The 13119-nt window shown below is 61.0% G+C and carries 13 protein-coding genes; 11 read left to right on the top strand and 2 right to left on the bottom strand.

Translation table 11 applies throughout. The annotated features are described in order from the left end of the window. Nucleotides 1-11: 11 nt before the first annotated feature. From gmk to DBP26_RS03675, 5 genes are all read left to right on the top strand, one after another. Nucleotides 12-632, top strand: coding sequence for a guanylate kinase (gene gmk / locus DBP26_RS03695; protein WP_108236205.1), 621 nt, complete (start codon nucleotides 12-14; stop codon nucleotides 630-632). A 235-nt stretch (nucleotides 633-867) separates the two neighbouring features. After that, nucleotides 868-1131, top strand: a complete 264-nt coding sequence (gene rpoZ, locus DBP26_RS03690; protein ID WP_108236206.1) for a DNA-directed RNA polymerase subunit omega — start codon at nucleotides 868-870, stop codon at nucleotides 1129-1131. A gap of 60 nt (nucleotides 1132-1191) precedes the next feature. After that, nucleotides 1192-3300: a bifunctional GTP diphosphokinase/guanosine-3',5'-bis pyrophosphate 3'-pyrophosphohydrolase gene (gene spoT / locus DBP26_RS03685; RefSeq protein WP_108236207.1), complete on the top strand. Its 2109-nt coding sequence runs from the start codon at nucleotides 1192-1194 to the stop codon at nucleotides 3298-3300. Between the two features lie 23 nt (nucleotides 3301-3323). Beyond that, entirely contained in the window at nucleotides 3324-3704 is a 381-nt protein-coding gene (locus DBP26_RS03680) for a RidA family protein (RefSeq protein ID WP_108236208.1), read from the top strand. A 64-nt stretch (nucleotides 3705-3768) separates the two neighbouring features. Continuing rightward, the gene (locus DBP26_RS03675) at nucleotides 3769-4506 is read left to right on the top strand and encodes a hypothetical protein (protein WP_108236425.1); all 738 of its coding nucleotides are present in this window, start codon (nucleotides 3769-3771) and stop codon (nucleotides 4504-4506) included. 63 nt (nucleotides 4507-4569) lie between these two features. Here the strand turns inward: DBP26_RS03675 and DBP26_RS03670 are convergent, their stop codons facing one another. Then, nucleotides 4570-5430, bottom strand: coding sequence for an NAD-dependent epimerase/dehydratase family protein (locus tag DBP26_RS03670; protein ID WP_108236209.1), 861 nt, complete (start codon nucleotides 5428-5430; stop codon nucleotides 4570-4572). Nucleotides 5431-5640: 210 nt separating this feature from the next. Between DBP26_RS03670 and exbB the strand changes: the two genes are divergently transcribed. The 6 genes from exbB to DBP26_RS03640 all read left to right on the top strand — a co-directional run bounded on the left by exbB (nucleotide 5641) and on the right by DBP26_RS03640 (nucleotide 12369). Then, nucleotides 5641-6615, top strand: coding sequence for a tonB-system energizer ExbB (gene exbB, locus DBP26_RS03665; protein WP_108236210.1), 975 nt, complete (start codon nucleotides 5641-5643; stop codon nucleotides 6613-6615). A 3-nt stretch (nucleotides 6616-6618) separates the two neighbouring features. Next, nucleotides 6619-7044: a TonB system transport protein ExbD gene (exbD, locus tag DBP26_RS03660; protein WP_108236211.1), complete on the top strand. Its 426-nt coding sequence runs from the start codon at nucleotides 6619-6621 to the stop codon at nucleotides 7042-7044. Further along, nucleotides 7041-7784 carry an energy transducer TonB gene (locus tag DBP26_RS03655; RefSeq protein ID WP_108236212.1) on the top strand — a complete coding sequence of 248 codons (744 nt, stop codon included), beginning with the start codon at nucleotides 7041-7043 and terminating at the stop codon, nucleotides 7782-7784. Before exbD ends, DBP26_RS03655 begins: the two co-directional genes overlap by 4 nt. Nucleotides 7785-7875: 91 nt before the next feature. Then, nucleotides 7876-8805 (top strand): hydrogen peroxide-inducible genes activator, encoded by a 930-nt coding sequence (locus DBP26_RS03650; protein WP_108236213.1) that lies wholly within the window; start codon nucleotides 7876-7878, stop codon nucleotides 8803-8805. An 8-nt stretch (nucleotides 8806-8813) separates the two neighbouring features. Then, nucleotides 8814-10889, top strand: coding sequence for an ATP-dependent DNA helicase RecG (recG, locus tag DBP26_RS03645; RefSeq protein WP_108236214.1), 2076 nt, complete (start codon nucleotides 8814-8816; stop codon nucleotides 10887-10889). A gap of 85 nt (nucleotides 10890-10974) precedes the next feature. Then, complete coding sequence (locus DBP26_RS03640; protein ID WP_108236215.1) at nucleotides 10975-12369, top strand: aminoacyl-tRNA deacylase and HDOD domain-containing protein; 1395 nt, start codon at nucleotides 10975-10977, stop codon at nucleotides 12367-12369. A gap of 165 nt (nucleotides 12370-12534) precedes the next feature. Here DBP26_RS03640 and DBP26_RS03635 read toward each other — a convergent pair whose 3' ends face one another. Beyond that, nucleotides 12535-12912, bottom strand: a complete 378-nt coding sequence (locus DBP26_RS03635) for a helicase (RefSeq protein WP_108236216.1) — start codon at nucleotides 12910-12912, stop codon at nucleotides 12535-12537. Nucleotides 12913-13119: the final 207 nt, after the last annotated feature.

Here is a 13119-nt window from a genome sequence, read left to right as displayed (position 1 = left end):
CCCGACACGACATGACCCATAGCACCGGCACGCTGTACATCATTTCCGCCCCATCGGGTGCAGGCAAGACCAGTCTGGTCAAAGCCCTGATCGATGCCCAGCCGCAGATCCGCGTCTCTGTTTCCCACACCACTCGCGCCATGCGCCCCGGCGAAGTGGACGGCGTGAACTATCACTTCGTCGACCGTGCCGAGTTCGTGCGCATGATCGAGCACGGCGATTTTCTCGAACAGGCGGAAGTCTTCGGCAACCTGTACGGCACATCGCAGAGCCGTCTGCAGCAGACATTGGACGAGGGGCACGACCTGATTCTCGAGATCGACTGGCAGGGCGCCGAGCAGGTCCGTCGGTTGATGCCCCATGCCCGGTCGATCTTCATTCTGCCGCCGACCCAGCAAGCGCTGCGCCAGCGCCTGACCAACCGCGGACAGGACAGCGACGACATCATCGAAGGGCGCATGCGCGAAGCCGTCAGTGAGATGAGTCATTACGTCGAGTACGACTACATCGTCATCAACGATGATTTCGCGACAGCCCTCGAAGACTTGAAAGCCATTTTCCGCGCCAACCTGCTGAGTCAGGAACATCAGCAGCAGCGCCACGCCGAGCTGCTGGCCCAACTGCTGGCATGAGCTTGCAGGAGCGCGCTTGCCCGCGATAGCGTCAGACCAGAAACCAGCCTGTCTCTGACGTATAGCTATCGCGGGCAAACGCGCTTTTACAGGAGACGTGTACGGCCCGCTGTAGCGCGTGAAAACCGACCGCTCGTGGCGTGCCGCTTGAAGCTTGTGGCTGACCACTTGTAAACTACCGAGTCCGCTCGCCCATCCGGGCACCGCGCATCCGCATTTGCTACGAGGAATACCCATGGCCCGCGTGACCGTTGAAGACTGCCTGGAACATGTAGATAACCGCTTCGAGCTGGTCATGCTCGCCACCAAACGCTCGCGTCAACTGGCGACTGGCGGCAAGGAGCCGAAGCTGGCCTGGGAAAACGACAAGCCCACCGTTGTTGCCCTGCGTGAAATCGCAGCGGGTCTGATGGACTACTCCGTCATTGCAGAAGCTGAAATCGTTGAAGATGAACCACTGTTCGCTGCGTTCGAGGACGAGTCCAACGAGGCCGTCTAAGCCTATGCCTGGTCGACGTAGCAAGCCGCAGGGTCACAGTCTTCGGCAAGGAGTTCCATCTTGCCGAGCATAGACGCCCTCGCCGATCGCCTCTCGACCTACCTCGGCGCCGACCAGGTCAACCTGGTTCGCCGGGCGTATTTCTACGCCGAACAAGCCCACGACGGCCAACGCCGTCGCAGCGGCGAAGCCTACGTCACCCATCCGCTGGCGGTGGCCAATATCCTTGCCGATATGCACATGGACCATCAGAGCCTGATGGCCGCGATGCTGCATGACGTGATCGAAGACACCGGCATCGCCAAGGAAGCGCTCAGTGCGCAATTTGGCGAAACCGTGGCCGAACTGGTCGACGGGGTCAGCAAACTGACCCAGATGAACTTCGAAACGAAGGCCGAAGCCCAAGCGGAAAACTTCCAGAAGATGGCCATGGCCATGGCGCGGGACATCCGCGTGATCCTGGTCAAGCTCGCCGACCGCCTGCACAACATGCGCACGCTGGAAGTACTCTCGGGCGAAAAACGGCGTCGCATTGCCAAGGAAACCCTCGAAATCTATGCGCCCATCGCCAATCGTCTTGGCATGCACAACGTGCGCATCGAATTCGAAGACCTGGGCTTCAAGGCCATGTACCCCATGCGCTCCTCGCGCATCGGTCAAGCGGTCAAGCGCGCTCGCGGCAATCGCAAGGAACTGGTCAACAAGATCGAAGAATCCCTCGCCCATTGCCTGGCGGTAGATGGCATACAAGGCGATGTCAGCGGGCGGCAGAAACATTTGTACGGCATCTACAAGAAGATGCGCGGCAAGCGCCGGGCTTTCACCGAAATCATGGACGTCTATGCGTTCAGGATCATCGTCGACAAGGTCGATACCTGCTATCGCGTACTTGGCGCTGTACATAATTTGTACAAACCGCTGCCTGGCCGCTTCAAGGATTACATCGCAATCCCTAAGGCCAACGGCTATCAGTCGCTGCACACCACCCTGTTCGGCATGCATGGGGTTCCCATCGAGATCCAGATTCGCACCCGCGAAATGGAAGAAATGGCCAACAACGGCATCGCCGCCCACTGGCTATACAAGTCTTCCGGCGACGAGCAACCCAAAGGTACCCATGCCCGTGCCCGTCAGTGGGTCAAGGGCGTGCTGGAGATGCAGCAGCGGGCGGGCAACTCGTTGGAATTCATCGAGAGCGTAAAGATCGACCTGTTCCCCGACGAGGTCTACGTATTCACGCCCAAGGGCCGGATCATGGAGCTGCCCAAAGGCTCCACGGCCGTCGACTTCGCGTATGCCGTGCATACCGATGTGGGCAACAGTTGCATCGCCTGTCGGATCAATCGGCGACTGGCGCCGCTGTCAGAGCCCCTGCAGAGCGGTTCGACCGTCGAGATCGTCAGCGCGCCTGGCGCACGCCCCAACCCGGCATGGCTCAATTTCGTGGTGACCGGCAAGGCGCGCACCCACATTCGCCACGCATTGAAACTTCAGCGCCGGTCTGAATCCATCAGCCTGGGCGAGCGCCTGCTCAATAAGGTGCTGAACGGTTTCGACAGCAGCCTGGAGAAGGTTCCGCACGAACGCCTTCAGGCAATCCTCGCCGAATACCGGGTGGAGGTCATCGAAGACCTGCTCGAGGACATCGGCCTTGGCAATCGCATGGCCTACGTGGTGGCGCGTCGACTGCTGGCCAGCGAAACCGAAGAGTTGCCGACCGCGGAAGGTCCGCTGGCGATTCGCGGCACTGAAGGCCTGGTGCTCAGTTACGCCAAATGCTGCACGCCGATCCCGGGTGACCCGATCGTCGGCCATTTGTCGGCTGGCAAGGGGATGGTCGTGCACTTGGACAATTGCCGAAACATCAGTGAAATCCGCCACAACCCGGAAAAATGCATCCAGCTTTCCTGGGCCAAGGACGTCACCGGTGAATTCAACGTCGAGCTGCGGGTGGAGCTGGAACACCAGCGCGGCCTGATCGCCTTGCTGGCCAGCAGCGTCAACGCGGCCGACGGCAACATCGAGAAAATCAGCATGGACGAGCGCGATGGTCGTATCAGCGTGGTCCAACTGGTGGTCAGCGTGCACGACCGTGTGCACCTGGCCCGCGTGATCAAGAAACTGCGCGCCCTGGCCGGGGTGATCCGCATCACCCGCATGCGCGCGTAGCCCACCGCCCACAGGAGTTTTTCATGAGCAAGACCGTTATCTCCAGCGACAAAGCCCCTGCCGCCATCGGCACGTACTCTCAGGCGATCAAAGCTGGCAATACTGTCTATATGTCCGGCCAGATCCCGCTGGACCCGAAAACCATGGAGTTGGTCGAAGGTTTCGAAGCCCAGACCGTTCAAGTCTTCGAAAACCTCAAGGCAGTCGCCGAAGCGGCAGGCGGCTCGTTCAAGGACATCGTCAAGTTAAACATTTTCCTCACCGACCTGAGCCACTTCGCCAAGGTCAACGAAATCATGGGCAAGTATTTCGAACAACCTTACCCGGCGCGTGCAGCCATCGGCGTCGCTGCGCTGCCACGCGGTGCGCAGGTCGAAATGGATGCCGTGCTGGTCATCGACTGATCCTCTCGCGGAGCGTACCCGCGCTCCGCTATCCCCTTAACTCAGGAAGGACTCCGCCATGCCGATGCGCGTCGCGTTCGCCCTCTCGCTGTTGGCCGCGCTGCTGAGCGGCTGCGCCAGCCACTCCAACAAAACTCCCGACGGTGTCTGGATCAACCAGGCGGCTATCGATGCGGCGGCCGAGGGCGGAAATCTTCGCCAGTCGCTGCTGGCTTACGGCCCGACCCTGGAATGGAACATCAATACTGCCGCAGGCCAGGCCACCGCGTATAACGGCTTCGAGCTGACCGAAGGCAAGATTGCCAAAGATCCACAAGGGGCGTGGAAGGTCAATGTCTACGGCAGCGCCTCTGACGAATTGAAACTCAAAGGTGACGAACTGGTGCAAAGCGCCACCGATTCAGGACCTGAGCAGCATTTCCGCACGCCAAAAGAGCCAGCCCAGGCGGGTGCACAGCCCGGAAGCAGTTTCGAGCGTGCGCTGTACTCGGCCTATCTGGGTGGTAAATGGACCATCGTCAATGGCGAGGGGCAAGGCAGCGTGGTCGAGTTCGCTCCGGACGGCAGCGTCACTGGCCTGCCAGGGAATGACCGGTATGCACTGTGCCTTGCGGGCGACTGCGCGGCCATGAGTGGCGAATACGACAGCATGTGGCTGGAAAGAAACGAGCGTGGCAATCCCTGGGTGTTTGTGCGCCAAGGCAAGCAACTGGAGATTTTCCAAGCGGTGAACAACGCTCAACCCACCGAAATGCCTGACCTGCGCCCTGGCGAACGGCATTGGGTGCTGGAAAAGAACTGAACGGCGCAAACGGGTTGTCGATGGGAGAGAATGCGCTCCCATCGATGAATCGCCATCCACCGATCAGATAGGGTCGGCCGCCAGCATGGCCTCGTACCCCTCTTTGTAGCTCGCGTACCGAGGCGCCCAACCCAAGGCTTTCGCCCGAGCATTGCTGCAGCGCTTGCTCCCCGCTCGCCTCACGCTGTTCTCATCAGACCAGCGCGTGACGCCCAGCCGCTGCCGCATCCAGTCCACCACCTCCGCCAACGGAGCGGGAGCGTCGTCCACACCCAGGTAGCAGTCATCCAGCGCCACGCCTCGCGCATCCGCCTGAAGCAAGAACGCCAAAAGTCCCGCCGCATCGTCTGCGTGAATACGGTTGCCGTATAACGGCGGGTCGACGGCGACGCTGTACCCCTGACGCACCCGGTTCATCAAATCGCTGCGGCCAGGACCATAGATACCCGTCAGTCGGACAACACTCGCAGGCCACCCGCTGGCCAGCGCCACCTGTTCCGCCTCCCGCATGATGCGTCCCGAAAAACCGTCAGCCTCGGCCGGCGAAGCCTCGTCGACCCACTCGCCACCCTGCTGTCCGTACACGCTACTGCTGGAGACGAAGACCACCCGTCTGGGCTTCTGTCCGCTTCGCTGGATCCAGCCCAGCACATGATGCAGCCCCTGTACGTAAGCGGCACGATAGCCTGCCTCGTTCCGCTCACTGGGGGTGGCGCAGTACACGAGGTAGTCGATTCGACCGTCGGGCCACTGGTCGGGCATACGCGCGTCGAACAAGTCGGCGGTCACCCCCTGCACGCCTCTCGGCAGCTTTGCAGTGTTTCTGCGCAGCCCGTATACCGTCCACCCCGAAGCAAGCACCTGCGTCGCAAGACGGCTCCCTATATCGCCACATCCTGCAATCAAAACCGATGGCCCAGCCATGCCTCGTTCTCCACATCGAAAATCGTTCGAACCCGTAAATAAAGGGCGTCATGCGACCATCGGGACGCATTCACGTTAAAAAAAGATACTCTATTACTTTTGTTAACAAGAATTACTTGCAATAATGACGACCCTTTGTTCTTCTCCGCTCGCCTCGCGCAGCGTGACGCATTCAGAACGGATACACCTTTCACATCAGGTCGGGCCAGCATGACATTCACTCAATCCCCCGCTTCCTCAATCACGTCTTCGGGTCTGCCACGCGCAGCGCGCGTCATCGCGGCGCTGCTGTTCAGCCTGATGCTCTCGCCTCTTGCACTCGCCGACTCTTCCGCTCCGGCGCCGACGCCTGCCACACAATCTTCAACGCCAGCGCCTGCCGCTCCAGTGGACACTGCCGCGGCACCTGCCGTTCAGGATCTTGCATCGCCCGCTCCTTCGGAGTCCGAAGCTGCCGCCGAAGATAACACTCTGGGCATGTCTCACGACCTGTCGCCATGGGGCATGTACAAGAATGCAGACGTGGTCGTCAAAGCGGTCATGATCGGCCTGGCGATCGCCTCGATCGTCACCTGGACCATCTGGATCGCCAAAGGCCTGGAATTGCTGGGCGCCAAGCGCCGCCTGAAGGCCGAAATTGCCGCCCTCAAACGCGCGCGCACACTCGACGAAGCCAGCGCCGGCGCCAAGAAGGAAGGGACATTGGCCCACCTGCTGGTTCACGATGCGTTGGAAGAGATGCACCTGTCGACCAACAGCCGTGAACGCGAAGGCATCAAGGAACGCGTCAGTTTCCGTCTGGAGCGGCTCGTCGCAGCCTGCGGTCGCAACATGAGCATGGGCACTGGTGTTCTCGCGACCATCGGCTCGACCGCACCGTTCGTTGGTCTGTTCGGCACCGTGTGGGGCATCATGAACAGCTTCATCGGCATCGCCAAGACGCAGACCACCAACCTCGCCGTGGTCGCCCCGGGTATTGCCGAAGCCCTGCTGGCCACGGCACTGGGGCTGGTGGCCGCCATTCCTGCCGTCGTCATCTATAACGTCTTCGCCCGCTCCATCGCCGGCTACAAAGCCCAGGTGTCGGATGCGTCGGCTCAGGTCCTGCTGCTGGTCAGCCGAGACCTGGATCACCAGCCGACCGCCGAGCGTAGCCCGGCACCGCACATGGTCAAGATGGGGTAAACCATGGGCCTGCATCTCAACGAAGGTGGCGATGACCTCGCCGAGAACCACGAAATCAACGTGACGCCGTTCATCGACGTCATGTTGGTGCTGCTGATCATCTTCATGGTGGCCGCGCCGCTGGCGACGGTGGACATCAAAGTCGACCTGCCTGCCTCCACGGCGAAGCCTGCACCAAGGCCCGAGAAGCCTGTATTCCTGAGCGTCAAAGCCGATCAGAGCCTGTACCTGGGTGACGAAAAAGTCGCGCGCGAGCAGATCGGCCCCGTGCTGGACGCCAAGACCAAGGGCAAGAAAGACACGACTATTTTCTTCCAGGCCGACAAGGGCGTGGATTACGGCGACCTGATGGAGGTCATGAACCTGCTGCGCGGTGCCGGTTACCTGAAGGTCGGTCTGGTGGGTCTCGAGACGGTTGGTAAGAAATGATCAATACGCGCCAAAAACTGACGCGCTATAGCGGTAGTCTGTTGTTGGTGCTGGCGGTCCATGCTGTGGCGATTTTCATTGCGCTGCACTGGTCCGCGCCGCAGGCCATCGAACTGCCTCCGGCGGCGATGATGATCGAGCTGGCACCCGTTCCGGAGCCCGCGCCGCCGCCACCGCCGAAAGTGGTTCAACCACCTCAGCCGCCTGCGCCGGAAGAGCCTCCGCCGATTCCGCCTGTTGCCGAAGCGCCGAAGCCTGAAATCGCGGTTCCAAAGCCGGTCAAGCCAAAGCCGAAACCCCAGCCACCCAAGCCGGTGAAAAAGGTCGAGCCGCCGAAGGAAGAGAAGCCTGCCGATGAGAAGCCGGTAGACACGCCTCCCTCCAACGCCAAGCCGGAAAAATCGGCAGCCCCCGAGCAAGCGCCTCCCGCGCCGCCGAGTACTGCGCTGCCGACGTGGCAGGGCGATTTGCTGCGCCATCTGGCCAAGTACAAGCGCTATCCGGAAGATGCGCGCCGTCGTGGCATGCAAGGCATCAACCGTCTGCGCTTCGTGGTGGATGGGGAAGGTCGCGTTCTGTCGTATGAAATCGCAGGCGGTTCGGGCAGTGCGTCGCTGGACAGGGCCACGCTGGAAATGATCCGCCGCGCCCAGCCGCTGCCCAAACCACCGGCCGAATTGCTCAACAACGGCACTCTGGAAGTCGTCGCACCCTTCGTTTATTCGCTGGATAAACGTTGAAACGTTGATTTTGCGACGACAGAGGGTTTGATAACGTGCGTCTATCGATTGCACCCGCTATGCTGGGGCCGCAACTTCATGGACGCACGCTATGACCCTCACAGAATTGCGCTATATCGTTACCCTCGCCCAAGAGCAGCACTTCGGCCATGCCGCCGAACGCTGCCATGTCAGCCAGCCGACCCTGTCGGTGGGCGTGAAGAAGCTGGAAGATGAACTCGGTGTGCTGATTTTCGAGCGCAGCAAGAGTGCAGTACGTCTGACGCCGGTTGGCGAGGGCATCGTCGCTCAAGCGCAGAAGGTGCTCGAACAGGCCCAAGGCATTCGTGAACTTGCCCAGACGGGCAAGAACCAGTTGACCGCTCCGCTGAAAGTCGGCGCGATCTACACCGTCGGGCCTTATCTGTTCCCACACCTGATCCCGCAGTTGCATCGGGTCGCGCCGCAGATGCCGCTGTACATCGAAGAAAACTTCACCCACGTATTGCGCGACAAGCTGCGCAACGGCGAACTGGACGCGATCATCATCGCGCTGCCATTCAACGAAGCCGACGTCCTGACCATGTCGCTTTACGATGAGCCGTTCTACGTGCTCATGCCGGCAGAACACCCCTGGACGCAGAAACAGACCATCGATGCCTCGGCCCTCAATGACAAGAGCCTGCTGCTGCTCGGAGAAGGTCACTGCTTCCGCGATCAGGTGCTGGAAGCCTGTCCGACGCTGGTCAAGGGGGGCGATAGCAGCAAGCACACCACGGTGGAATCCAGCTCCTTGGAAACCATCCGCCACATGGTCGCCTCTGGCCTCGGGGTTTCGATCCTGCCGATGTCGGCCGTCGACAGCCACCACTATGCCCCAGGCGTGATCGAGGTTCGTCCACTGTCGGCGCCGGTGCCGTTCCGCACGGTCGCCATCGCATGGCGGGCAAGCTTCCCGCGCCCCAAAGCCATTGAAATCCTCGCCGACTCGATCCGTCTGTGCTCTGTTGCTCGCCCCAAAGCGCAGGCACAAGCGAGCTAAGTGGCGGTATGACAGAGCTGTCCCACGTCTCGGTCACGGTGCTCAAGGGCGTCGGTGAGGCCATGGCGGAAAAGCTGGCGAAGGTCGGTCTGGAAAACATCCAGGACGTCCTTTTCCATTTGCCGCTGCGCTATCAGGATCGCACCCGCGTGGTGCCCATCGGCGCGCTGCGGCCCGGTCAGGACGCCGTGATCGAGGGCGTGGTCAGCGGCGCCGATGTGGTGATGGGCAAGCGCCGCAGCCTGTTGGTCAGGCTGGGCGACGGTACCGGCGTGCTGAGCTTGCGCTTTTACCATTTCAGCAACGCCCAGAAAGATGGCCTGAAACGGGGTACGCACCTGCGCTGCTATGGAGAGGCGAGGCCGGGCGCCTCGGGATTGGAGATCTATCACCCTGAGTACCGCGCGATAACGGGTGATGAGCCCATCCCCGTTGACCAGACACTGACGCCGATCTACCCGACGACCGAAGGCTTGACGCAACAACGGTTGCGGCAGTTGTGCCAACAAAGTCTCGGCATGCTTGGCCCTCGAAGCTTGCCGGACTGGCTGCCGGAGGAGTTGGCACGAGACTACCAGTTGGCTGCGCTGAGCGATGCGATTCGCTATCTGCACCACCCGCCGGCTGACGCAGACGTCGAGGAGTTGGCGCTGGGGCATCACTGGGCACAGCACCGGCTGACCTTCGAAGAGTTACTGACCCATCAACTGTCACAGCAGCGCCTGCGCGAAAGCTTGCGCTCGCAGCGAGCACCTGCACTGCCTGTCGCCCGCAACCTGCCGAAGCAATTTCTGGCCAACCTGGGCTTCCCGCCGACCGGTGCTCAACAGCGGGTCGGCAAGGAAATCGCTTACGACTTGAGTCAGCAGGAGCCCATGCTGCGGCTGATCCAGGGCGATGTGGGCGCGGGCAAAACCGTGGTTGCCGCGCTCGCGGCCCTGCAGGCGCTCGAAGCCGGCTACCAAGTCGCGCTGATGGCCCCCACCGAAATTCTCGCTGAACAGCACTACATCAACTTTACCCGCTGGCTCGAACCTCTGGGCATCGAGACGGCCTGGCTGGCGGGCAAACTGAAAGGCAAGGCGCGTGCTGCGTCGCTCCAGCAGATTGCCAACGGCGCGCCGATGGTGGTGGGCACTCACGCTCTGTTTCAGGACGAGGTGCAATTCAGGAACCTGGCCCTGGTGATCATCGACGAGCAACATCGCTTCGGCGTCCAGCAACGGCTGGCCCTGCGTAAAAAAGGCGTGGGGGGCCAGATGTGCCCGCACCAATTGATCATGACCGCCACGCCCATCCCCCGGACGTTGGCCATGAGTGCCTATGCGGATCTGGACACATCGATTCTCGACGAGCTTCCGCCCGGCCGCACCCCGGTCAACACGGTGCTGGTTGCCGATAGCCGCCGCATCGAGGTGGTGGAACGGGTGCGCAATGCCTGCGCCGAAGGCCGCCAGGCGTATTGGGTGTGCACGCTGATCGAAGAATCCGAGGAGCTGACGTGCCAGGCCGCCGAAACCACCTTCGAGGAGCTGACCAGCGCGCTGGGCGAGCTCAAGGTCGGGCTGATTCACGGTCGCATGAAGCCGGCAGAAAAAGCCGCCGTCATGGCTGACTTCAAATCAGGCCTCCTGCAGTTGTTGGTAGCGACTACAGTCATCGAGGTGGGTGTGGATGTGCCCAACGCCAGTCTGATGATCATCGAGAACCCGGAAAGGCTCGGGCTGGCTCAGCTTCACCAGTTGCGGGGCCGCGTCGGACGCGGCAGCGCGGTCAGCCACTGTGTGCTGCTGTATCACCCGCCGCTGTCGCAAATCGGCAAACAACGGTTGGGCATCATGCGCGAAACCAACGACGGCTTCGTGATCGCCGAAAAAGACCTGGAGTTGCGCGGCCCAGGAGAAATGCTGGGAACCCGACAAACGGGCTTGCTGCAGTTCAAGGTTGCCGATCTGATGCGCGACGCAGACCTGCTGCCCGCTGTCAGGGACGCCGCCCAGGCATTGCTGGAGCGTTGGCCCCATCACGTCAGTCCACTGCTGGAACGCTGGTTGCGACACGGCCAGCAATATGGCCAAGTGTGAAGTGGTCGGCATTAGAGACGTGTCTCACCTATAGAACAACCAAGCTGGTTATACTTCAGCAATTGTAGGAATTTGGATACAGGCCATGACAGAAGTTGCCCAAATCGACGCAACCCAACACGCCCCGTCTGTCATCCGGCAGTTGCTTGGCAAAGCGGCCATCAGCTACCGGGAAGTCACGGACGACGAGAAACTGCCGACCTCGCAGAAAGTGCAGGCCATTCTGGTCCACGACACAGTAGGTGCGTTACTGGTTCTGTTCTCGCAAAACCAACTGCTGGATCTGAACCGCATCACCGAACTCACCGGACGCAAGCTGACTGCCGTGTCGCAGGATCATCTCGATCAGATGCTGGGCAAGCACAGCTTGCGTGTCTTGCCTGCCCTGCCCGCACTGACCAGTTCGCCCTGTTTATATGACGAGCGCCTGCTGTTGGAGCCGACCGTGCTGATCGACTCGGGCGAACCGGGGCTGCTGTTGGAAATCGACAGTGATGACTTCAAGACGCTGCTGAGCAAAGCCAGCGCGGCCGCCTTTGGCGAGCCCATCGCGTCGGTCCAACCGAACCTCACCCGCCCTGACGACGACCGCGACGAAATCACCAAGGCCGTGCAGCACTTCACCGCCCGCCGTATTCAGCAGCGCCTGGAAGCAACGGTGGAGATTCCGCCACTGGCTGACACCGCGCAGAAGATCATCAAGCTGCGCGTCGACCCTGACGCTACCATCGATGACATCACCGGCGTCGTCGAAACCGATCCGGCACTGGCCGCCCAAGTGGTGAGCTGGGCAGCATCGCCTTACTACGGCTCGGCGGGCAAGATTCGCTCGGTCGAAGACGCCATTGTCCGTGTGCTTGGCTTCGATCTGGTCATCAACCTGGCGCTGGGGCTGGCGCTGGGCAAAACGCTAGCGCTGCCGAAAGATCAGCCGCAACATGCAACGCCCTATTGGCAGCAGTCAATCTACACCGCAGCGGTCATCGAGGGCCTGACCCGCGCCATGCCGCGCGCCAAGCGCCCCGAAAGCGGCCTGACGTACCTGGCGGGCCTGCTGCACAACTTCGGTTACTTGCTGCTGGCTCACGTCTTCCCGCCGCACTTCTCCCTGATTTGCCGTCAGATAGAAGTCAACCCGCACCTGCACCACAGTTTCGTCGAGCAGCACTTGCTGGGTATCACGCGGGAGCAGATTGGCGCCTGGTTGATGCGCAATTGGGACATGCCCGAAGAGTTGGCCACTGCGCTGCGCTTCCAGCACGACCCCCACTACGCAGGCGAGTATCACGAATATGCCAACCTGGTATGCCTGGCCGTGCGTTTGCTGCGCAAGGAAGGGATCGGCTCTGGCCCCCAGGAAAGCATTCCGGACGAGCTCTTCCAGCGCCTGGACCTGCCGCGCGAAAAAGCCGAAGACGTCGTGCAGAAAGTGTTGGAGGCCGAAGTGCTGCTGCGCGAGTTGGCGTCGCAGTTTCATTAAGCCGAATACTTGCCGCGCCCTACATACTGTAGGAGCGCGGCTTGTCCCGCGATCTGTCGGGCACCGACAGTAAAACCGGCAGACTTTGACCGCCTGAGAGACCGCATCAGCTGATTTCACGGCGACAGCGTCCCCGATCGCCGGACAAGCCACGCCCCTACAGAATTACGCCTTCTTCTTCCTCGGCTTCAAATACTTCGTCAGGCCCTGAAACCACATCACCAATCCGGTGTTGCCGGTGACCTGGATGTCTTTTTCCTGAATCCCATGCATGAACGCCAGTTGCTTGTTCTTCGCCTGCAACGTGGCGAAGCCATAGGCCGCGTCTCTGAATGAAATGGCGAACGCAGGCGATGCCACCGCGCCGCTTTGGCTCGTGACTCGCTGATCACGTATCACGAAATGCCGCGACACTTTTCCATCGCGGGTCTGCAACTGGAACGTCAGGTCCTTACCGGCCAGTTGTTGCTGAAAGGCCGGGTTGCGACGACTTGCACGGGCCATCATCAAGCCCAGCATCCAGAGAAGAAAACGAAACTTCATACCCAAGACCCCCACCCGAGCGATGCGAAATCAGCATCCGGTGGCAGTGTACCCAGCCTTTCGTGGGCATGAGCGAGCAGAACCCGTCAGTCGCGAAGTGGCGCACTAGACACCCTCGGGCGCAATGGGGCGTCGCCCAACAGTGGCGGCACTCCGCGCAAAAACCAGCCATAAAAAATGGGCATCCCGGTTTCAGGTATGCCCACT

Source organism: Pseudomonas sp. RIT409 (assembly GCF_003052515.2).
GTDB lineage: Bacteria > Pseudomonadota > Gammaproteobacteria > Pseudomonadales > Pseudomonadaceae > Aquipseudomonas.
This window is presented reverse-complemented; position numbering and strand designations above follow the sequence as displayed.

Bases quoted from the DNA above. Each gene is read 5' to 3' on its own strand.
- recG (WP_108236214.1), top strand. From the start codon at position 8,814: ATGACAGAGCTGTCCCACGTCTCGGTCACGGTGCTCAAGGGCGTCGGT.
- DBP26_RS03675 (WP_108236425.1), top strand. From the start codon at position 3,769: ATGCGCGTCGCGTTCGCCCTCTCGCTGTTGGCCGCGCTGCTGAGCGGC.
- gmk (WP_108236205.1), top strand. From the start codon at position 12: ATGACCCATAGCACCGGCACGCTGTACATCATTTCCGCCCCATCGGGT.
- exbB (WP_108236210.1), top strand. From the start codon at position 5,641: ATGACATTCACTCAATCCCCCGCTTCCTCAATCACGTCTTCGGGTCTG.
- rpoZ (WP_108236206.1), top strand. From the start codon at position 868: ATGGCCCGCGTGACCGTTGAAGACTGCCTGGAACATGTAGATAACCGC.
- exbD (WP_108236211.1), top strand. From the start codon at position 6,619: ATGGGCCTGCATCTCAACGAAGGTGGCGATGACCTCGCCGAGAACCAC.
- DBP26_RS03650 (WP_108236213.1), top strand. From the start codon at position 7,876: ATGACCCTCACAGAATTGCGCTATATCGTTACCCTCGCCCAAGAGCAG.
- DBP26_RS03635 (WP_108236216.1), bottom strand. From the start codon at position 12,912: ATGAAGTTTCGTTTTCTTCTCTGGATGCTGGGCTTGATGATGGCCCGT.
- DBP26_RS03680 (WP_108236208.1), top strand. From the start codon at position 3,324: ATGAGCAAGACCGTTATCTCCAGCGACAAAGCCCCTGCCGCCATCGGC.
- DBP26_RS03655 (WP_108236212.1), top strand. From the start codon at position 7,041: ATGATCAATACGCGCCAAAAACTGACGCGCTATAGCGGTAGTCTGTTG.
- DBP26_RS03640 (WP_108236215.1), top strand. From the start codon at position 10,975: ATGACAGAAGTTGCCCAAATCGACGCAACCCAACACGCCCCGTCTGTC.
- DBP26_RS03670 (WP_108236209.1), bottom strand. From the start codon at position 5,430: ATGGCTGGGCCATCGGTTTTGATTGCAGGATGTGGCGATATAGGGAGC.